This is a genomic window from Paenibacillus sp. BJ-4 (assembly GCF_020404765.1).
Classification (GTDB): domain Bacteria; phylum Bacillota; class Bacilli; order Paenibacillales; family Paenibacillaceae; genus Paenibacillus.
This window is the reverse complement of record NZ_JAIVEM010000087.1, coordinates 25,832-47,215: the sequence shown is the minus strand read 5'-3', so window position 1 is coordinate 47,215 and position 21,384 is coordinate 25,832. Positions and strand designations below refer to the sequence as shown.

Here is a 21,384-nt window from a genome sequence, read left to right as displayed (position 1 = left end):
GAATAAAGCTGTGAGGCCGCCGCTTGTCGGTAAAACGGAGTGTTATGCTATTTTCCAACTCATAAATATAGTAAAAATATAGTTGAATTGCTTTATTGTTTGGACAATATTTAAAAAGTAAGATAAATGAGAGCAAACGGATGCCCAAATCATTATATTTAACCTGTATCTCGCTGAGAGTTATAAAGTTCCTGTCATTATACAAGAAGTGAAATGAGCAGCGGGAGTGAAATAAGTGATAATACTGAGCTAATGACAAAAGAAGATGCTGCTTCCGTTTCCAGTGTTTCATAACGGGTAGCGATCATAGCGGCAACTGCTGAGCCGGGAAAAGCGACAAGCAGTACAGCCTTGGTTACATCTTCATGGGTTAATCCTACCAGAACAGCAATACCCAACATAACAATAGGCATCACGATGGCTTTCAGCACAGCGATGCTAAGGGCTTTTGGACTGAATGTAATCTTTTTGATACCGATGGTTACCCCGATGGCAAACAGAGCTGTACCGGCAGTAATATTGCCGATTTGATCAAACATCGATTGCAGTAGCTTTGGAGCTTGAAATCCGCATAGAGTAAGCACGACACCGATCAAAGGCACACAGGCAAGCGGTTCGCTGAGTCCATGAAGGACTGACTTCATAGTGACTTTAAATAAGTGGCCTTTAGTTTCGTCTGATTCTGTTGTTTTGCGTTGGCCGACCGTTCCCAAAATACTTGCAAGCGGATCAAGAATTGCATTAACGACGATACCGGTAATTGCAATCGGGATAGCGACTGCGGCGCTTCCGAACAAGCTTCCCAGAACCGGAATCCCCATGAATGCAAACGAGGGCTGTGTTGAATTCAATGCGAACATGGAGGATTCAGTCAAGCCTTTTTTGGCGAATAAGCGATATACTACGAGCAATACAATATAAAAACCGATTATACCAAGAAGCAGAGCGACAAGAAAGGGCCACTTTTGAATCAACGTTTCTCTTGGTGTCGTCGTAATACCAATAAACAAGTGTGCAGGTAGAGCAAATTTGGTCACTAATGTATTTAATCCTTTCGAAGAAGCAGGATTAAACGCCTTAAACAATCCTGCCAAATAACCAATTAAAATGACAAAAAAAATAGGAATTAAGATAATAAAGATATGACCTGTAGCCATAATGTCGCCTCCAATAAAGATGTCCGCCAAAAATGGCGGACATCAGTTAAATAATTACTTTGCTTGTATGCAAGTACAACTTGATGCTGTTCGCTATTTTTTAAACCAAGACTGCTTCCTGACCATACTGTTTGATGGGTTTATAATTGCAATCCCACATTGCATCCCGAACCGCTCGTGCAATATCATCCGGCTGATGACGTGCTACTCCATCCTGAACTGCTGCATTGGCTACAGCTACGGCTACAGCTTCAGATACTTCTCGCAGTTCGCTGATTTTTGGAAGCAGGGAAGCTCCAGGCTGTGACAAATCAACCATTCTAGCTACTGCATGGGCAGCAGCGGCAAACATGCTGTCTGTAATCATTTTCGATTTTACTACGATTGCGCCAAGACCAAGACCCGGGAATACGAAAGCGTTGTTGGATTGTCCGATTTCAAACTTGATATTGTTATAGATTACCGGCTCAAAAGGACTTCCCGTGGCAATAAGTGCTTTTCCCTCAGTCCAACGGATCAAGTCTTGCGGGGTTGCTTCAGCCAGTGGAGTCGGATTGGACATAGGCATAATAATTGGACGTTCGGTATGCTTGGCCATCTCTTTCACAATTTCCTCACTAAATGCCCCGGCAACACCGGAGGTTCCGATCATAATCGTCGGTTTCACACGGCGAACGACTTCCAACAGAGGGATTTTGCCATCTTCAGCATGTTCCCAGTCGCGGCATTCTTCGGCATCTCGTACATAAGGAACCTGGAACGGGAAAAGTCCCTCCGTTTCATTGGTAAGCAGACCGCGGTAATCATAAGCCCAGAAGCTGCGCTTTGCTTCGGTTTCCGACAGTCCTTCCAGCATCATGGCTGCACTAATTTGATCTGCATTACCGATACCGGCAGCTCCTGGACCAAAGACTAAAACTCGATGCTTGCTCAGCGGGATTCCAGACAATTGAACACCGGACATCACACCTGCGAGCGTAACTGCGCCAGTACCTTGAATATCATCATTGAATGTCAAAATACGGCTTCCATATTTGTTGATAATGTTGCGCGCATTAACATTGCCCAAATCTTCCCAGTGCAACAAAGCATTCGGGAAATAAGAGAGCGCAGTTTGAACATAGGTGTCAATAAATTGGTCATATTGCTCTCCACGAACACGTCTATGACGGTTCCCCATATATAGAGGGTCTTCCAGCAGTTTTTCGTTGTTTGTACCTGCATCAAGAACGACTGCCAGTACCCGGCTAGGGTCGATTCCCGCAGCGGCTGTATAAACAGCAAGCTTACCGATGGATATGTTAATTCCCCCGACTCCCCAGTCACCAATACCCAAAATACTTTCGGAATCTGTGGCTACGATGAGATCGATATCATCAGGTTCCAGGTTCAAGTTTTTAAAAGCTTCATTAATTCCTGCGAGATTATCAATCGATAAATACATACCCCCGGGTTTGTGATATTCATGGCTGTATTCCTGTATAGCCTGACCAACCGTTGGCGTATAAACAATTGGAAGCATTTCGCTTAGATGCTCGGAGAGCAAACGATAGTACAGGACGGTATTTCGATTAAACAGATCATTTAACGCAACATTTTTGCGTAAATTGTCCGGTTGGCTCTGGAATTGCTCATATACCCGTTGAACCTGCTCCTCAATGGTTAATATGGTAGGAGGGAGCAGACCGTCAAGTCCAAGCTGTTGCCGTTCTTCAAGAGTAAAAGCTACTCCCTTATTCAACAGCGGATTGGCGAGCAGATCTTTTCCAGTTAATTTGGTTTCGATAGATCCGTCTTCAGTAAGATGAAAAGCACGCATTCTGATTCCTTCTTTCTAAAAAATTACATTTCGTTAAACCTTGAACATTGCGTGAACAAGTATACGCCTTATTTTAGACCAAGTGAAGAAGTATGTTGTGTGAAAAATGGTTATATAAGTGTTTTCATATGAAAAATTATGAAAATAGAAACGTTTTTCTTTGATTTTCATATGAAATATTCATTTAATTTTCATGATATTTTCGGTAAATTTTTATTAAATGTGATTTTTTTCATTGTTTTATGATTTTATATGGTCATTAAGATCGTAGAATGAGGACGATTTGATGAAGAATCATAAAAAAAGCTTTAACCTCAATTTTAAATCATTGAAGTTAAAGCTTATGGGTTGAACTAAAAAAGGGTAGCTTTAATGGACATCAACCTTTAATTCGCCGAGACGGCGGTTGGTTTCATCATTAACTGGAGCAGGAGGGCTCATCCAGCTGCTGCGCCATTTCATCTGCATGATGATGACGAGAGCAAAGGCACAGAAGGTGATCAGACTTAGACAGATAAAGCCCGGCATATAGGAACCTGTTAATTTGTACAGATTGCCGAGAATTAGAGGAAGAAAGTACCCTCCTATGCCACCAGCAGCGCCAATAATGCCGGTCATGAGCCCTATTTCATTTCCGAACCGCTGTGGCACGAGCTGGAATACAGAACCGTTGCCAGCGCCAAGGCACATCATGCCTACAAAAAGCAGCACTACGACCAGGGCAAGCGGAGGTAGAAATGCAATGCCTGCGAGCATGATCCCGGCTCCAGCATATAAAACCATTAACATGCGCGAACCCCCGATCCGGTCTGACAAAAAGCCGCCCACAGGACGAAAGAAGCTCCCGGCAATCACACAAACGGTTGCAAAATCAGCAGCATGTACAGCAGAGAGACCGTATTGGGTATTAAAGAAAATGGTCAAATAATTAGAAAGTCCAACGAATCCGCCGAACGTCACACAGTAAAAAGCACAGAACACCCATGCATCTCCTTGTTTAAGCACCGAAGCGTACTGCGACAGACGTTTGGGTGCAGGGCGGTTAGGACTGTTGCGGGCAAAAATACTGAATAAAATGAAGACGATGAAGATTGGAATGATGGCCAATCCGAAAACGACCTCCCAACTGCCAAAATACTGTGCGAGACGGTTGGCAAACAAGGTCGCCAGAACGGTACCGCTATTACCAGCACCAGCAATTCCCATAGCCAAGCCTTGATGCTCTTTCGGATACCATTGACTGGCTAAGGGTAGCGCAGCTGCAAATGAGGCTCCAGCTACACCCAGCAGCAGAGCGACAATATACAATTGCTCTAGCGAGTCAACCCACATCCAGCCGAGCAGGAGAGGAATGAATGTCACAAGCATACCGATCTGTCCGGTGCGCTTTGGACCGATATAATCTGACATGAAGCCAAGTACGAGCCGGAGCAGGGAACCGCCCAGTACCGGAAGAGCGACAAGGTTGGCTTTTTGTAAAGGGTCCATTGGGTAGTCGTAAGCAATGACAACGGACAGCGGGCCAATCATCCCCCATATCATAAAGCTGATATCAAAATACAGGAAGGCGCCAAATAGCGTGGGCTTGTGTCCGCTTTGCCAGAAACTTTTTTTGTTCATTCTCCATCTCTCCTGTTCCTATTTTGTTCTTGGTCTATAAAAGTTAATGTTGAACATGAAAAGCCGCAAATCTTCCCTACATGGTGCCTCGGGATGATTTGCGGCTTCATTGCCGTAGTTGACACACCTCATTGTGCGTCAATCAGGTATGATCACGTCCGGGTGATTTTAATCCAGATTATAAAAAATGATTTCTATAATGTCAATATATATAACACAAAAGATAGAAATAAATAAATTTGAGACAAAAAACACAGGTTTTATGTATTGAATATTGACATGATACTTACAATTCATTAATCTTAGGTACATATCGGCACAACGATGTGTCGGCATTTGCGGCAATGGTGCCCTTTTCCTTTGATTGGAGAAGGGCTTTTTCTGTCTTATTTTATGTGAAGAATGGGGCTGGTTCGTTATGGTGAAAAAACTGGTCATCGTTGGCAACGGTATGGCAGGTATCAAATGTGTAGAGGAAATACTCGAACTGGAGCCGGGTCAGTTTCAAATTACGATTTTTGGTGCAGAGCCCCGTCCTGGGTACAACCGAGTGCTCCTGTCCAAAATGCTGCAGGATAAAAGTTCATTCGAACATATCGTCACTCATGACTGGGCGTGGTATGAAGAAAACGGAGTCAGGCTATACGCCGGCGAACGTGTCTGTAACATAGATATTGCAGCCCGTACAGTGGAAACGGAAACGGGCATTAAAGAGCCGTACGACATACTCATACTGGCAACCGGCTCATTGCCCTTCATACCGCCCATTCCCGGAGCCCAGAAACAGGGAGTAATCGCTTTTCGAGATGCGAGTGATTGTGAAACCATGGCTGAATATGCCAAAACGTACGAGAAGGCCACGGTCATTGGAGGGGGACTGTTGGGGCTTGAGGCCGCACAAGGTCTGCTGAATCTTGGAATGGAAGTCGAAGTTGTCCATAATGCACAGTATCTTATGAATCGTCAGCTTGACCGAACGGCGGCTGCTCTTCTGCAACGGGAGCTGCAGCAACAGGGGATGCGGTTTCATCTGGCAAAGAAAACAGTCAACATTATGGGGCGGAACAGGGTGCGGGGACTGGTGTTTTCGGATGGAAACAGGTTGGAGACGGATTTGGTTGTATTGGCGGTTGGTATAAGGCCGAATACCGAATTAGCGGAGGATAGCGGTCTGAAAGTCAACCATGCTATTGTCGTAGATGATTATATGCGCACAAATATTCCCGGTATTTACGCAGTTGGTGAATGTGCTGAGCACCGTGGGATTTCATATGGGCTGGTGGCGCCGTTGTATGAGCAGTGTAAAGTATTGGCAAAAGTCATTTGTGGCCGTGAAACGGCTCCCTATGAAGGGTCGATTCCGTATGCGCAGCTCAAGGTTGCGGGGATGCATGTGTTTTCCGCAGGAGACATTCGCGAAGAGAGAAACGAGACAGCAGTGATGGAATATGACGGTATACGGGGGACTTACAAAAAAGTGATGATGCGAAACCATGCTGTCACCGGCGCTATTTTGTTTGGAGATACGGCGGAAAGCAACTCACTGCTTGGAATGGTACGACGCGGAGCGCCGACAGCAGAGCTTACATCACAAGATAGAGGTGTAAGCAGAGCGGAGGAAGAGGCTGCCAAGCTACCGGAAGAGGAGACGGTATGCGCGTGCAACAGCGTGAGTAAGGGGGCCATTTTGCGAGCGATCACTATAGATAAGCTAAAGACTGTGGAAGAGGTGAAAAATCGGACCAAGGCATCCGCTTCCTGTGGGGGGTGTCGGCCGCTGGTGGCTGCATTGGTCAAAAATGCTTCTTCCCCATCGGCAATTGCAGGAGCTGTAGCTGCTCCGGCTGTCCAAGAAGTTGTTCCTGTATGCGGATGTACGCACTACGATCATGATTCGCTTAAGACAGCCATGGTAACCGCACGATGTCAGACTCCAGTGGAAGTCGTGACCCGTCTCGGCTGGACCAGACAGCAGGGGTGTGAATTATGCCGTCCGGCTGTACTTTATTACTTGGAATCCCTCGGATTGCGGGACAGGTCTGCATCAGGTCAATTGGTTGGAGATGTTGCGATCCAGGCCACCGCGCAGCGTAGCGGAGAATGGGTCTCTGCGAGTCTGCGCTTTACAGGTTTAATGGATCTGAATGGTGAGAGTCAGTTGTTTTCTGAGTCCTTCCAGATAGGTGGCGAGGCTTTTGCAGAAGCAGCCTGGCTGAAAAAACGGCTGTCGGCTGTCTGGGGGAGCCGCACATTGCCGGCGCCAATTGCAGTTGCAGTTTGTCCGGGCCCGGAGTATCCCCGAGGTGTACTTGTCCACGACATCGGACTATCCCGATCGCCAGCTGGGTGGGAAGTTTATGCTGGTGGTCATGCGGATCATCCGGTTCGCCAGGGACGGCTGATTGGAGTAGAGGAGAACGCGGAAGAAGCGGTCTTGATGGCTACGGCTTGCTTGCAAATGTATCGGTATAACGCAAGGTATGGGGAGAAGATGTGGGAATGGATTGAACGGACTGACGTTTTGGTGTTGCGGGAGAGCGTACTTGATGCGACTCTTCGAAGTGGATTGGCGGGCAACCAGCGCGACTACAATGCTGACAGGGGGACTGGTTAAGCAGGAAGTGTGGGAAGTGTGGGAAGTGTGGGAAGTGTGGCGCTAATTTTTGCGTGTACAGACAATAAAGTTGTGAAGAATGGAGAGGGGGAGACTTTATGTGTCAGTCAGGAGAAAGCAAACTGGAAGGGACGTTACACGTACCGACAGTGATCGATACACAATGCCCGTTTTGTAGCGTGCAATGTAAGATGACCGTTAACACAGATACGGAGACACTTGCTGGTGTCACCCGCTCGGTGTACAGGGCAGAAGGGAAATCTAACGCAGCCTCGCAGGGCAGGATGTGCATCAAGGGGATGAATGCATATCAGCATGCAATCCATCCAGAAAGACTACTGCGACCTCTTATGCGTAAATCAGGCGAACTTGTGCCGGTCACATGGGAAGAGGCGCTGGATGCTGTCGCCGGCAGTCTCTCTTCAACGCTGTCCGTACAGGGTCCTGATGCAATTGGCATATACGGCGGCGGCTCGTTATCGAATGAAACGGCTTATTTACTTGGTAAATTTGCCAGAGTGGCTGTAGGTACGCGCTATATCGATTACAACGGCCGCTTCTGCATGTCAGCCGCTGCATCTGCTGGCAGCAAGGTGTTTGGTATTGACCGTGGACTGACCTGCAGGCTGGCAGACATTCCGTTAGCTCAGTGTATTGTGCTCGCAGGTACAAATATTGCTGAATGCCAGCCTACACTTATGCCTTATTTTCACCAGGCCAAGGAGAATGGAGCGTATATCATTGTCATTGACCCTCGTGCGACTCCAACGGCGGCAACTGCTGATCTACATGTACAAATCAGACCCGGTACAGATGCAACACTGGCTAATGCCATACTAAAGGTCATCGTGGATGAGGGATTTGTGAATGAAGAGTTTATCCGCAAGCGGACTAACGGCTATGAGCAACTGAAGACTCATTTAAACCGTGTAAATCTGAACGAATCAGCTGCGCTATGCGGAATTGAGCCAGAGGTGATTCGACAGGCCGCGCGCGCTTTTGGCGCTGCAAGTACGGGCATCGTTTTTACGGCCAGAGGGGTCGAGCAGCATACGGATGGACATATGGCAGTACGTGCCTTTGTTAATCTGGTGCTGGCCACCGGCAAGATTGGCCGGGAAGGCTGCGGTTACGGGGCCATCACAGGTCAGGGTAACGGACAAGGGGGGCGGGAACACGGCCAGAAGGCGGATCAGCTCCCCGGCTACAGATCAATTGAGAATGAAGCGGATCGTGCCTATGTGGCATCGGTGTGGGGAATTGAGCCAGACAGTCTGCCGGGAAAAGGAGTATCGGCCTATGAAATGATGGAACTCGTTCATCAGAGAGAAATTGAGACGCTGTTCGTGATGGGCTCTAACCCTGTTGTATCCAATCCGAATGTTCGACTGGTGGAGGAAGGGTTGAAAAAGCTAAATCTGCTGGTTGTGGCGGATATGTTCCTTACTGAAACAGCGCGGATGGCCGACATTGTATTGCCTGTCACATCTTATCTGGAGAACACCGGGACGATGACCAATCTGGAGGGGCGCGTTCTGTTGCGGGAAGCGGCGCGGCCTGCTCCGGGCGAGGCTAGAGATGACTGGCGTATTTTATGTCAAATAGCTGCGAGGCTGGACAAGGGCGGCTACTTCTCGTACAAGGATGCTGAGCATATCTTTGAAGAGCTGCGGCTTGCCAGTCGAGGCGGTCCAGCCGATTATTACGGGATCACGTATAGCAGGCTGCGTCGTGAGGAAGGTGTATATTGGCCATGCCCGTCACTGGACGAGGCGGGTATGGATACGATGTTTCGGGAAAGCTTTGCCCTTTCTGATCAAAAGGCTGTTTTTACGGTGGTTGAAAGCCGTGGAGCCTCAGAGCAGACATCTGAGGAATACCAGCTTATTCTGACGAACGGCCGCGTGCTGGCTCATTATTTGACAGGCGAACAAACGCGCAGAAGTCCGTCGCTAACCGCGCGCGAGATTGAAAATTTTGTGGAAATACATCCACGTACAGCGCGGCGATGGCATATCAGGGACGGGGAGTGGGTGGAAATCACGTCACAGCGAGGAAGCTTCACCGTGCGCAGCCGGATTAAGCCGAATATCCGCGAAGATACACTCTTCGTACCCATGCATTGGGGCGGTGTGCAAAATGTAAATCGGGCGACCCGAGCAGAACTTGATCCGTTCTGCCGAATGCCTGGCTTCAAAACAGCTGCTGTACACATCCGCCCCCTCCACCTGCCTGTAGTGGCGATCGGTGCAGATCGTGGTGAATGGCTTTAGTTCTACATCAATTCTTTTATGCATAAAAGGCCAGTTCCTGATTCAGGAGTTGGCCTTTTGACTTGTTCGGTTTTTATGGTCTACAATCGGTAGACTGTGTGATGCTCGTACTATAAATGCAGCCAGGGTTCGGATACACTGGGGACGTTGGCTCCCGTTTTCATTTCTTTTGAGAGCATAGCTTCACGCCAGCGACAATACAAGTCCCAGGCAACCCCGTTTTCCAGCAATGGTTTGCAGGTATACAAGCCTTCCTCTATAGAGTTGACTCGGCCTGCAACGAACAGCCGGACTGCACCGTTGAGCAGCACTTGATTCGAAAAGGCTAGAGGAGCCGTGCCTTTCAGTACATCCTCCGTTGTACGCAGCTGTTCAGTAGGGGTCCAGTCCTGCTCGGGTACCACCGAATCTAACCCGTACATTTCCGGATCGATAACCTGCAGTGACACCTCGCCGTTCGTAAGCAGGTAAGTCCGGGTTGGTCGGTCAATGAACAGATCCTCCGATCCTTCGCTACCCTGGACGATCAGAGCTCTGCGGTAATTCAGCTGTTGCATCAGTTTCGCCATCTTGTCGAACACCGTATTGTGGAAAACGCCGAATACGATATACGGTGAAGCACCGTAATCAACCAGTTTCTCGGCTGTGTTCAGCACCGTGCGAAGTCCTAGCTCTTCTCGGATGGTACGCAGCTCTCTCAGAGGTGAGCACCACTGTTCAGAGGCTGCGAACAGTACGCCTGTCAGCTTTGCGGCCTGAATGGCGGTTTCGTGTGCCATGTTTTCAGATGTTACCCCCATTTCCTGCAGCAAAAGGGGGAGTGTAATCCCCCATTTGGGAGGGAGGGGCGCACTTCCATGCATCGTCACCGGGACCCCGTGCGCGGCGACTAGAAAAGCGGTGGCAAGGGTGGCGATAAATGATGATTTTCTGCCGTCGTAGGGGCCTGCGAAATCTATACCTTCCTGCATCGGGAAGCGGTGGGCGTATTTACGACAGACGTTTACGAATGCTTCCAACTCGGCGATGCTCTCCATTTTGATGCGTTCCGCGGCAAAGAAGGCTCCGATCTGTGCAGGCGTTGCCGACCGGGTCATAATAAGCTCGGCAGCGGCTGCGGCTTCGGCGTAATTCAAATCCCGGGCGCCTCTTTTGCCGCGTCCAACCTCTTTTAATATTTTAATAATGTTCATAATTAAGGGCCCCTTTCAAATCTATGCCTTTAGCATTTGCTGTGCTTTGACGATGGAGATGGCCACATCAACGATCCGTTTGCGCTCATTCATTGCTTTTTTTCGCAACAGATCGTATGCTTCCGCTTCCGGAATGCCGTTTACTTCGCCAAGTATTCCTTTGGCCATGTCAATCCATTTGCGCTCTTCCAGCCGAGCGGTCAGTTGTTTGCGCTCACTTAGCCAGTGCTGGCGTTCGAAAAAACGTTTGGCACTAAAATGAAGAGCCCAATTCAGCTCATGTGCTGCCATAGAGGGAGTTAAAATGCCGTCGACAGGAACATTGGCTTCGCAGGATTCCGTCGATGATTGAGCAGATTCCGCGCTGCACCACCAGAGCAATGGGATTGCTTTGGCTTGCTCCAGCCTATTGGACCATATATTGATGGTACCGACAGGTATATTCAATACCGCCGCATCTGCCTCATGAATCAGCTGTTTGATTTCAGATTCATCATGGCAGGATAGCGTTAGATATCCGTTGGACTCCAAAAGGTGCTCAGGTCCTGCCTGCCCTAAGGATGCGGCGTGTGCCTGCCCGGATACATGTTCTGAATGTGAGTGAATTACCAACAAGGAACGCAAGTGGGCTCCTCCTTTCTGTAACATGAAGGGTAGTAAGCGATGGGGATGACAGGATGTGTTTCTTGATAACAAACATGACATGTGTTTTTTTATTTGTGTACGTTTTTTTGAGCATTGTGAGGGGAAAACGGACTTTTAATCCATTTTGGCGTGTTTTCGTCTGAAAATCAATCCAAACTTTCTAAAAAAGTGATTTTTAATACGTCATAAACATGTTACATGATGGTAAAATATAATTTTCATAAGATAATACGTAAGGAATATTGACATAGAACTTGAATCGTTATATATTGGCTACAGTACTTTTAATTCCATACTTTGATGGATACAACGGCGTATTCAATGAAACGGCAATGGAGCCTGTTATCACATGTGGAGGGATGTTTTGAATCTCCCTATGTGAAGCAGGCTTTTTATGTTTTGAAGTGTTTTGAAGATATGAACAGAAGGGGAGAGGTCTGATGAACCACATCAAAAAGCTAGTGCTGGTCGGCAACGGAATAGCGGGGATACGTACCCTTGAGCATTTACTGAAGATCGCTCCGGGCGTCTATGACATTACGGTATTCGGAGCTGAGCCTCACCCGAATTATAACCGGATCATGTTGTCCTCCGTTTTGGCTGGAGGGGCTGGTTTGCAGGATATAGTCATCAACGACTGGAGCTGGTATGAAGAAAATCATATCCGGTTGTATACCGGTGATCCTGTCACAGAGATCGACACAGACAAGCGCCGGGTGACGTCCCGCTCCGGTGTATGCGTTCCTTATGATGTGCTGCTGCTGGCTACAGGCTCCAACGCCTTCATCCTGCCGCTTCCGGGAGCAAACAAAGATGGTGTTATCGGCTTCCGGGATATTCGTGACTGTGAAACGATGATGGAGACGGCGAAGACGCATAAAAAAGCAGCCGTCATCGGCGGCGGATTGCTTGGGTTGGAGGCTGCCAGGGGACTACTCAACTTGGGGATGGATGTTACGGTTATTCATATTCACGAACATATTATGGACCGGCAGCTGGATGAGGCCGCTTCCCTTATGCTAAGGCGCGAGCTGGAGGAGCAGGGAATGAACTTTCTGGTCAATAAGAGAACAGCAGCTATCACAGGCCGTCGCCGTGTAGAGGCAGTGAAATTTGCCGACGGCAGCGAGCTGGAAGCGGATCTGATCGTTATGGCAGTTGGCATCATACCAGACATTGAGCTTGCGGTGTCGGCAGGGATTCCTGTAAATCGCGGCATTATCGTAAATGATTACATGGAAACAGGCATTCCTGGCATATACGCCGTAGGAGAATGTGCAGAGCACCGGGGAATCACCTACGGGCTGGTAGCTCCATTATATGAACAGGGTGGTGTGCTGGCACAACGGCTAGCGGGAATGGAAACCCCGGGCTATAGTGGTTCCGTCATTTCGACGAGACTGAAGGTATCGGGCGTAGATGTGTTTTCCGCAGGGTGCTATAAGGACGAACCGGGAACGCGTTCCCTTCGATATCAGGATGAAATTAGCGGCGTCTACAAAAAAATCGTAATCAGGGAAGATAAACTGATCGGAGCCGTTCTGTTCGGTGATACATCTGACGGAGCCAAGCTGTTTTCGTTGATCAAAAATGGCGAGTCGGTGGTTGGTCGTGAGAAAGAGCTGTTGCTCGGCTTCAACCCTGGTCAACCAGAAGCAAGCGGCTCCATCATGTTGGAGCAAATGTCTGATGACGAAATTGTATGCGGATGTAATGGTGTGTCCAAGAGAGACATCGGGGACGCGGTTGCGGCTGGCTGCCGGAGCCTTGGGGAGATTAAGGCCTGCACGAAGGCATCCGCATCCTGCGGTGGCTGCAAGCCATTAGTGGAGGGGCTCTTACAGCTGTATGCAGGCACAGAAACAGGTGAACTGACAAAAGAAGGCATTTGCGGTTGTACGACACTTGACCGGGAAGCGATCATTGGCGGCATCCGGAAAATGGGATTGAAGAGCGTCAAAGAAGTGATGAACGTGCTGGGTTGGAACGAACCTGAAGGGTGTACCAAATGCCGACCTGCGCTCAATTATTATCTAGGTATGCTGTGGCCGCTGGATTATGAGGATGAGAAGGAATCCAGATTCACAAATGAAAGGTACCATGCCAATATCCAGAAAGACGGCACCTATTCTGTCGTGCCCCGCATTTATGGAGGAGTTACTTCACCTGCCGACCTGAAGAAAATTGCTGCTATCGCGGAAAAATACAATGTGCCTTTGGTAAAATTTACGGGCGGACAGCGTCTTGATCTGCTTGGTGTGAAAAAAGAGGATTTGCCGGGTATCTGGTCCGAGTTAGACATGCCATCCGGGCATGCCTACGGGAAGACCCTACGAACGGTTAAGACATGCGTCGGCAATACCTTTTGTCGTTTCGGCACCCAGGATGCGATGGGAATGGGCATCCGGTTGGAAAAGGCATTTGAGCGCCTGAATGCGCCATCCAAGGTTAAACTGGCCGTGTCCGGTTGTCCGCGGAACTGTGCAGAAGCGACGATCAAGGATTTAGGCGTCGTGGCTATTGATGGTGGCTGGGGAATTTACGTTGGCGGTAACGGCGGCATTAAGGTACGGGCGGCTGAACTGCTTTGTACCGTTAAAACCGAGGATGAGGTCATGGAATGGACTGGTGCCTATTTGCAGTATTACCGTGAGCAGGCGAATTGGAACGAACGTACGGCGCACTGGGTGGAACGGGTCGGCTTGGAATCCATCAAACAGGCGCTTGCGAATGCGGAGACGAGACAGGAACTGGTGGGCAGAATTGAGGAGACGCTAAGCACGACGACTGATCCTTGGCGGGAAATCATTCAGGACAAAGAGCTGCTCAAAAACTTTGTGCAGCTACCGGAGCTTAACACAGTAACGGAATAGGAGGCTGAAAAAAATGGAGATCAACACGACGACAACCAGCAGAATCAGAGTAGCCAATCTGAACGATATTGATCGATGGGGAGCCCGTACAGTCCGTATTCATAATACAGAGATAGCCCTATTTCGGCAGAGTGACGGAAGTGTTCGTGCGCTTGAAAACCGTTGTCCGCATAAAGGCGGACGGTTGTCCGAAGGAATGGTATGTGGATCAACAGTCCATTGTCCGCTCCATGACCGGAAAATTGACCTGTCCACTGGTCAGGTACGAGAACCGGATACCGGGTGTGTGACTGCTTTCCCGACAGAGATTGATCATGAAAGCGGAGCTGTTTATATCGTAATCTAGGGTTCTGTGAATAGGGTACTTCTATGCCTTATTACATTTATTTCTTCTATAATATAGAGTAGCTGTAATGATAAACTGTACGCACAAAAGCCGATCCTATTTTTAGGTCGGCTTTTTATCTTCTAAGTATGATGAATGAAGGATTCCTAGAGATGCTTCGGTCCATAACCTGGCTGAGCTTGTTTAGTTTTAATAAAGCTTTTTCATAACAAGGTAAAGGGTTGGCAGATAAAATTTTCCTTCGTATAATAAGGATAGTTCACTAAGGAGAGATTTTTTTGTCTGGAGCCGTTCTTAACTAATCCAATTCCATAAAAAGAAGTTTTCATGCACTCACTATCCGTCTGTCCAATTTATGTAATACGGATGGGTTTTGAAGCTTCGGAATTAGTTGAGAACAACGGATATAACCAGATCCTTAGGGATGCCTGTTATAAAGAGTCCACATCCGTGCTGGTTCAGCGCGGATTTTTTTGTGGCTTAAATATCAGGTGATATTAGGGTAGGGATGACGTATGTTCATTCCTGCCCTTTTCTATTTTAATCAAAGGGGGGATGGAAGTGAAATGCTGCAAATCGGTCAAATTAAACTGGATATCTTGAATGAAAGACCGATTCTAAGCAAATAAGAGTGGTCTGCGTTCTTCAATTAGAAAGGTGGACAATACATGAAACTTCAAACGAATCAACTTATATTAAAAACACTTGATCTGGATTTAATCGAAGCAGCAGCTCGGCGTGATACCGGTGCTATTGAAGCTTTGGGTTACAAAACCAACGGCGAATGGCCAGGTACAGATTTTTTTGAAGCATTACCGTACTTTCGAGAGCTTCTGATCAAAAATAATGGCACTAGAGGATTTGATTCATGGATCATTGTGGCTAAGGATACACAAGAAATTGTTGGGGGAATTGGTTTTTTAGGAGATCCCGATCAGGACGGTAGGATTGAAATCGGTTTTGCAACGAATGAAAGCCATCGCCGCAAAGGCTATTGCTTTGAAGCGGCTCAAAAATTAGTAGAATGGGCCCTAAAGCATGACGAGGTCCAAATCATTACGGCGAGATGTGAACCTGCCAATGTCAGCTCTAGAAATGTATTGTTGAAATTAGGGTTCCAACTTAATCACAAAGATGAAGAATTGCTTTATTGGAAATATCAAATGAAGAAATAGGAGGGGGTCAATAGAAATGATCGGTCGAGATCTTGATGACATAGATTTTATAAGAGCAAATTTAATGGGGCCTAGTTCGATTATCATGATCGAGGAACTAACGAGAAATTTGCATTTGCAGAAAGGAATGCGAATGCTGGATTTGGGATGTAGGACCGGACTTACTTCCATCTATCTTGCACAAAAGTTTGGCGTAACCGTGTTTGCTGTCGACTTATGGATTAATGGAACTGAAAACTATCGAAGATTCAGAGAGTTTGGTCTCGAAAACCAAATTATTTCTATCCATGCAGATGCCTGCAGCTTGCCTTTTGCGGAACAATACTTGGACTGCCATCTGACTCCACTAGTTAAAAAAGGAGGTATACTGGCTGTAGCGATGCCAGGGGTAAAGACGGAGTTTAATGGAGCTATACCTGTCGATTTGCAGCCGTTCTTATCGCTTAGTGAGGACGATATTCATTGGCATACTTGCGATTGGTGGAGGGAATTATGGCAACAGTCGCCAAATGTTTGCGTTGAATCGGTAAGAGAAATGAATGGCTTCTCGAAAGCTTGGGATGAATGGCTTCAGTGCGACAACGATTATGCACGTGATAATATCGCACTGCTAGATGCTGATAACGGGAAATATATGAACTTAATCTCGCTTATTGCAACTAAGAAATAGAGACATTTACCAGGGGCTGTCAAGAATTCTGTGTAAACTCGTGTATAAGGAATTCCCCTTGCATGGGGAGTTGACCATCTAGCCATCCATCGCGAATAGATAGAGCATCTTAAGTAACGCTTCATCTGAAGAGAATATACTTTTCCCCTTCTTTTCTTAAGATGGTTAGAGGAATAGATAAATGGTGCTGATTATGGCACTATTTTTCTATTCGATGGTTTCTGAAAAACAAAAAAAGCCTTGATCATCAAGGCTTTTGACGTATAGGACGGATGGGGATCGAACCCATGACCCTTACCCTGTCAAGATAATGCTCTCCCGCTGAGCTACCGTCCTGCGGTTACTAGATAATATCATATATTAACCATATATGTAAAGCAGAAAAATAAAGATAACTTGTACTTCATCATCATTTATATATATAATTCAAATTTACCGGGATTGTCAATTGAATTAGTGATAGGGGGAGCAGAGGATGGCCGCAGAAATTATAAGTGTAACGACAGAGGAACAGCTACAGGAAGCGATATTTATCCGTACCAAAGTATTTGTTGAGGAACAAAAGGTGCCTCTAGAGCTGGAGATTGATCATTATGACAAGCTGGGAGATGCCGTCCATCATTTGCTAATTTGTGACGATGGTGAAATGGTGGCTACTGGTCGGCTGACGTATTATGAGAACGATACTGCTAAAATGCAGCGTATTGCCGTGCTTAAGGAGCATCGTGCAGCGGGTTATGGGCGCATATTGCTACTGGCACTGGAAGAGCGCGCGCGTGAGCTGGGGCTAAGATATTCGCTGTTGGATGCCCAATGTCAAGCTGAAAAGTTTTATGAAAAGCTCGGTTATGAGACGATATCCGATGAACCTTTTGACGATGCCGGAATACCGCACGTACGCATGCGTAAAAAGCTGTAAACGATAGTGCTAGATGCATATAATTCTGTATATGGTACATGCTAGTGAAAGTTCCTCCACTATACTATGGATAAGGAGCGATGCAGCATGGCTAACACAGAACGGGAACAGATTACGGCAGTACGCAAAAACAGGGATGGAGATCTTACGTCTTTTCAGACGTCCACCGGCCGAATTTTGGATTACAGCCAGGCGCTGAATGAGATTGAAGCAGGCTCGATTGCAGGCGTAAATGTGTTCAAGGCGAAGGATGGAAGCAAACGAATTCGCGGCGATGCCGATGGGGACCCTACCAATAATTTGGATCAGCTGCCGTTGTTCTGACCTTGGTTCCAACACTAAAATTTAAGCCCATTATCAAACGCAAGAATATACGGAAGCCGCCAGTCATCCTCTATAGGAAGGCTTGGCGGCTTTTTGTTTCTCCGGCTGTATTTGGTGTTACTGTTTTGCACGTTCCAATTCGGCAAGCTGATACTTGCGTTGTTGCTCCAGAAAGGACATGACTCCAGCCTTCTCCCGGAATTGTTCCATATTATCACTGTAATGCATCAGATGAATTCGCTCCTGAAGAGGTGTTGATAAGCTTAGCAGCTCGTCCAGTGTCGTATGGACTTCTCCTGCACCTTGCAGTTGAACCTCATGCAAAATACTCTGACATCCTCGCTCATACACCAGATGATGAAGCAAATCAGGATCAAAAATCATATCCGCACTATAAAAAAGACGACCATTAATGAATAGGGAATAGCTGTTTTTACCGGGAATATGCCGCGTAGGGATGAGCTCCACCTCAATACCAGATACTAATGTAGCAGATTTACCAGGTATTAGTATGTTTACCTCAAAAACATCTTCGAGTTTTTCAATCATGCCTTGCTGCGCCATCCCGCCCTTGAGCGTATGCTCCCATAGTGGATGGATTAATGGCTCAGCGATATAAAGTTTAGGCTTTCGACGGTGGAGAATGTTCATTTGAAAGCCGAATTCCTCCAGACCTCCGACATGATCCGCGTGAATATGGGTGATTAAAATGGCGTCAATTTCAGGCAAAGGGACGCCCATTTGGTGCAGAGCCAGAGAAGCCGTAGTTCCGCAATCAATCAGCAGTTTGCCTTCTCCGCTGTCCAGCAGCGCGTTGTTATTATAATAATGCTTAGCAAAGGCGCTACCTGTGCCCAGCATTTGTATCGTCATACTCATTTTAGGCTCACCCTCCAGGCTATGTGTATAGGACATCTATAGTCGTATTTTATCATCTATACTGTTGGAACTAAAGGATTTGGCTTCCTATGCAAAAACTTTGGACAATTTGTGAAGCACAGCGCAACTTGTGCGGCTGAGCAAGGTATAAATGTACAACAGAAGGTTTTTTAACAGATAACGATGGAGGGATATGTAGTGATGAAATGGAGAAAAGTGATGGCCCTAGTGATGGCCTTTTCGATAATGGGAGGGACCGTCATTTCGGCGGAATCTGCCAAGGACCAAGTGCAGCTGATTATTAATGGAGAAGTGTCGAAGGATAGCGCGGTGGTCATTGATGGAAAAACGTATGTGCCTATTCGCGATTTTAACGGATTAGTAAACTTTGATCCTTCTGGCGGAAAAGTTGTTTTCGACCAGCCTAATGTGCATATGTTCCTATTCAAGGGGGATACTGTGTTTGGTAACGTGAATAAGGGCAACAAGGTGAAATTCAATGTATTCAGTCAAATTGATACCTTGAAAACGGATATCTCTGGAGTGAAGGTAGCAATCACCGACCCTTCGGGCAATGTAAAGGATATTCAGTCCCAGGATATCAAAGGAGCACAAAAGGATAACTTCTGGTTCCGTACCAATGACTTTACGTATGATTTCAAAACAGCAGGGAATTACCGTGTCGGTTTTTACATTAAAGAAAGCAAGGACAGCAGCTATACATTAGTGTCCGAAAAAGTCATTACAGCGATAAATTAGGCATACCCCAAATTGACCTGCATCCTTGATCATGTTACGATACGAGGGAAAATAAAACAATTTGAAGGTAGGTATTTCCATGAGTGATCACAAACATGAACACGGTGAAGCCTGCAACCACGATCATGACCACGAACATGAAGAAATGGTTCTTACGCTAACTGATGAAAATGGTAAAGATGTAGAAATGGTGCTGGTAGAGACCTTTGACGTAGAAGATCACGTTTACGCCCTTCTGCTGGAGCGAGGCAATCCTGAAGCGGATGGCATTATTCTTCGTATGGAAGAAGAAAACGAAGAAATGGTGCTTTACAATATTGAGGACGAAGATGAATGGAAACGTGTAGAAGCTGCATATAGCGAGCTTGTTGCCCAATACGAATAGAATTGGATATAGCAGCTGTTAGAATGCTCTTCAAGACATTAAGAAGCCCCCAAACGGGGGCTTTTTTGTTGACTATCGATATATATTGCAAGCAGGGCTTCTCAGATCAGCATTATGAAATGGCGTCCGTTTCGACGATAACCTTGACCTGATGTACCGTTCGATCCTCAGGCCCTTTAACAGGCAGGCCTACTTCCACATGATCGACAATATAATCAATATTGTCTTGTGAGATTACTTCGCCCGGCAGCAGGATCGGAATACCCGGCGGATATACATAAATAAACTCTGCAATAATACGACCAGCCGACTCCTTAAATGGAACGACTTCCGTATCTCCGTAGAAAGCGTCTCTCGGAATAAGGGAGAGCTGCGGGATATCCGGTATTTTTACAACCAGCTCATGCTGCTGACCTGTAGAATAATGTATAGAAGCCAGCTCACGCAGAGCCTTCAATAAAATATCAACATCCTCTTTGGTATCCCCTGGGGTCACCAGACAGAGAATATTGTACATATCGCTAAGCTCAACCTCGATATTGTAGTGATCTCTCAGCCAATTTTCCACGTCGTACCCGGTAAGGCCCAAATGGCGGATATGAACCGTAACTTTGGTTGGATCATAATCATAGGTAGCTTCCGTGCCGAGAATTTCACTTCCAAAGCAATACAGACCTTCAATCTTGTTGACCTCTGCACGGCAATATTCAGCCAAATCCAGAGCGCGTTGTGCTATTTCATGGCCGTTAAGCGCCAGGTTACGTCGGGATGTGTCCAACGAAGCCAGCAGAATATACGAAGTGGATGTCGTAGTCAGCATACTAAAAATAGTTTGTACACGCTGCGGATTAATGTATCCGTTCTTAGTGTTCACATTCAGAATCGAGCTTTGTGTCAGGGAACCGCCCAGCTTGTGTATGCTGGTAGCTGACATGTCTGCTCCCGCCTCCATGGCGGACATCGGCAGATCAGCATGAAAATGAATCAATACACCGTGAGCCTCATCGACCAGGACCGGCACATTATAGCTGTGAGCGAGATCTACGATTTCCTTCAGATCGGCGCACACACCGTAATATGTCGGGTTGATGACAAGGACGCCCTTGGCGTCAGGGTGACGTTCCAATGCCCGGCGTACGGACTTGGTTGTAACCCCGTGGTGAATACCGAGATTCTCATCACTGACTGGAGAAATGAATACCGGCTTCGCACCAGCAAAGATGATGGCAGACATTATGGATTTGTGTATATTTCGGGGTACAATAATTTTATCACCCGGCATGCAAATGGACATAATCATGGTGATGATGGCTCCGCTTGTCCCCTGTACACTGTAATACGTATAATCAGCTCCAAAGGCTTCTGCTGCAAGCTTTTGAGCTTCTTCGATCACGCCTGTTGGCTGATGCAGATCGTCCAATGGAGCGATGTTGATCATATCTATGGAAAAGGCATTATCCCCCATAAATTCGCGAAATTCCGGATCTGCCCCCACTCCCTTTTTATGACCTGGGATGTGAAATTGAACCGGATTGCTCTGAGCATGCTTTTTCAAAGCAGTAAAAAGCGGGGTGTTGCTTTGATTCATTAGTGTTGTCACAACCTTTCATGCAGGATTCGACAATCCTGTGCAATTGATAATAGAACAAAATTGAGTATAGCAGTTTGAAGTAGGAATGCAAGCGGTTAAGGATGCATTTATTTGTGGAATAGTGGAGTAGTGGGAGAACCTG

The 21,384-nt window shown here is 46.9% G+C and carries 17 protein-coding genes and 1 tRNA gene; 10 read left to right on the top strand and 8 right to left on the bottom strand.

All coding sequences use genetic code 11. The features are described from left to right. Positions 1-197: 197 nt before the first annotated feature. The 3 genes from LCF57_RS14755 to LCF57_RS14745 form a co-directional block, all read right to left on the bottom strand. Positions 198-1,157: an AEC family transporter gene (locus tag LCF57_RS14755; RefSeq protein WP_226001367.1), complete on the bottom strand. Its 960-nt coding sequence runs from the start codon at positions 1,155-1,157 to the stop codon at positions 198-200. A 100-nt stretch (positions 1,158-1,257) separates the two neighbouring features. Next, positions 1,258-2,976 carry an NAD-dependent malic enzyme gene (locus tag LCF57_RS14750; protein ID WP_226001366.1) on the bottom strand — a complete coding sequence of 573 codons (1,719 nt, stop codon included), beginning with the start codon at positions 2,974-2,976 and terminating at the stop codon, positions 1,258-1,260. Between the two features lie 369 nt (positions 2,977-3,345). After that, complete coding sequence (locus tag LCF57_RS14745) at positions 3,346-4,596, bottom strand: nitrate/nitrite transporter (protein ID WP_226001365.1); 1,251 nt, start codon at positions 4,594-4,596, stop codon at positions 3,346-3,348. Between the two features lie 418 nt (positions 4,597-5,014). Here LCF57_RS14745 and nirB (LCF57_RS14740) point away from each other — a divergent pair, with 418 nt between their 5' ends. Together nirB (LCF57_RS14740) and nasC are read left to right on the top strand one after the other, a co-directional pair. After that, on the top strand, positions 5,015-7,210 hold the full coding sequence (gene nirB, locus LCF57_RS14740; RefSeq protein WP_226001364.1) for a nitrite reductase large subunit NirB: 2,196 nt from the start codon (positions 5,015-5,017) through the stop codon (positions 7,208-7,210). Between the two features lie 98 nt (positions 7,211-7,308). Further along, positions 7,309-9,483, top strand: a complete 2,175-nt coding sequence (gene nasC, locus LCF57_RS14735) for an assimilatory nitrate reductase catalytic subunit NasC (RefSeq protein ID WP_226001363.1) — start codon at positions 7,309-7,311, stop codon at positions 9,481-9,483. 110 nt (positions 9,484-9,593) lie between these two features. On the opposite strand, the gene LCF57_RS14730 is transcribed toward nasC, so the two are convergent. Continuing rightward, the gene (locus LCF57_RS14730; RefSeq protein ID WP_226001362.1) at positions 9,594-10,676 is read right to left on the bottom strand and encodes an anthranilate phosphoribosyltransferase; all 1,083 of its coding nucleotides are present in this window, start codon (positions 10,674-10,676) and stop codon (positions 9,594-9,596) included. A gap of 21 nt (positions 10,677-10,697) precedes the next feature. After that, a complete protein-coding gene (locus tag LCF57_RS14725) occupies positions 10,698-11,300 on the bottom strand; it encodes an ANTAR domain-containing response regulator (RefSeq protein WP_226001361.1) in 603 nt (200 codons plus the stop codon). Between the two features lie 461 nt (positions 11,301-11,761). Between LCF57_RS14725 and nirB (LCF57_RS14720) the strand changes: the two genes are divergently transcribed. The 4 genes from nirB (LCF57_RS14720) (at position 11,762) to LCF57_RS14705 (ending at position 16,385) form a co-directional block, all read left to right on the top strand. Next, positions 11,762-14,194 carry a nitrite reductase large subunit NirB gene (gene nirB, locus LCF57_RS14720; RefSeq protein ID WP_226001360.1) on the top strand — a complete coding sequence of 811 codons (2,433 nt, stop codon included), beginning with the start codon at positions 11,762-11,764 and terminating at the stop codon, positions 14,192-14,194. A gap of 13 nt (positions 14,195-14,207) precedes the next feature. After that, positions 14,208-14,540 (top strand): nitrite reductase small subunit NirD, encoded by a 333-nt coding sequence (gene nirD / locus LCF57_RS14715; protein WP_226001359.1) that lies wholly within the window; start codon positions 14,208-14,210, stop codon positions 14,538-14,540. A 668-nt stretch (positions 14,541-15,208) separates the two neighbouring features. Then, the gene (locus LCF57_RS14710; protein ID WP_226001358.1) at positions 15,209-15,715 is read left to right on the top strand and encodes a GNAT family N-acetyltransferase; all 507 of its coding nucleotides are present in this window, start codon (positions 15,209-15,211) and stop codon (positions 15,713-15,715) included. A 64-nt stretch (positions 15,716-15,779) separates the two neighbouring features. After that, on the top strand, positions 15,780-16,385 hold the full coding sequence (locus LCF57_RS14705; protein WP_226001357.1) for an SAM-dependent methyltransferase: 606 nt from the start codon (positions 15,780-15,782) through the stop codon (positions 16,383-16,385). Between the two features lie 264 nt (positions 16,386-16,649). On the opposite strand, the gene LCF57_RS14700 is transcribed toward LCF57_RS14705, so the two are convergent. Then, positions 16,650-16,721: transfer RNA gene (locus LCF57_RS14700), tRNA-Val, on the bottom strand. 139 nt (positions 16,722-16,860) lie between these two features. On the opposite strand from LCF57_RS14700, the gene LCF57_RS14695 reads away from it, so the two are divergent. Further along, entirely contained in the window at positions 16,861-17,304 is a 444-nt protein-coding gene (locus LCF57_RS14695; RefSeq protein WP_226001356.1) for a GNAT family N-acetyltransferase, read from the top strand. Positions 17,305-17,391: 87 nt separating this feature from the next. Beyond that, the gene (locus LCF57_RS14690) at positions 17,392-17,628 is read left to right on the top strand and encodes a DUF3892 domain-containing protein (protein ID WP_226001355.1); all 237 of its coding nucleotides are present in this window, start codon (positions 17,392-17,394) and stop codon (positions 17,626-17,628) included. A 117-nt stretch (positions 17,629-17,745) separates the two neighbouring features. On the opposite strand, the gene LCF57_RS14685 is transcribed toward LCF57_RS14690, so the two are convergent. Beyond that, positions 17,746-18,507, bottom strand: a complete 762-nt coding sequence (locus tag LCF57_RS14685; RefSeq protein ID WP_226001354.1) for an MBL fold metallo-hydrolase — start codon at positions 18,505-18,507, stop codon at positions 17,746-17,748. A 201-nt stretch (positions 18,508-18,708) separates the two neighbouring features. Between LCF57_RS14685 and LCF57_RS14680 the strand changes: the two genes are divergently transcribed. Continuing rightward, on the top strand, positions 18,709-19,266 hold the full coding sequence (locus tag LCF57_RS14680) for a copper amine oxidase (protein ID WP_226001375.1): 558 nt from the start codon (positions 18,709-18,711) through the stop codon (positions 19,264-19,266). Positions 19,267-19,345: 79 nt separating this feature from the next. Beyond that, positions 19,346-19,651: a DUF1292 domain-containing protein gene (locus LCF57_RS14675; protein ID WP_007431055.1), complete on the top strand. Its 306-nt coding sequence runs from the start codon at positions 19,346-19,348 to the stop codon at positions 19,649-19,651. Between the two features lie 112 nt (positions 19,652-19,763). Here LCF57_RS14675 and LCF57_RS14670 read toward each other — a convergent pair whose 3' ends face one another. Continuing rightward, complete coding sequence (locus tag LCF57_RS14670) at positions 19,764-21,239, bottom strand: aminotransferase class I/II-fold pyridoxal phosphate-dependent enzyme (RefSeq protein WP_226001353.1); 1,476 nt, start codon at positions 21,237-21,239, stop codon at positions 19,764-19,766. Between the last annotated feature and the right edge of the window lie 145 nt (positions 21,240-21,384).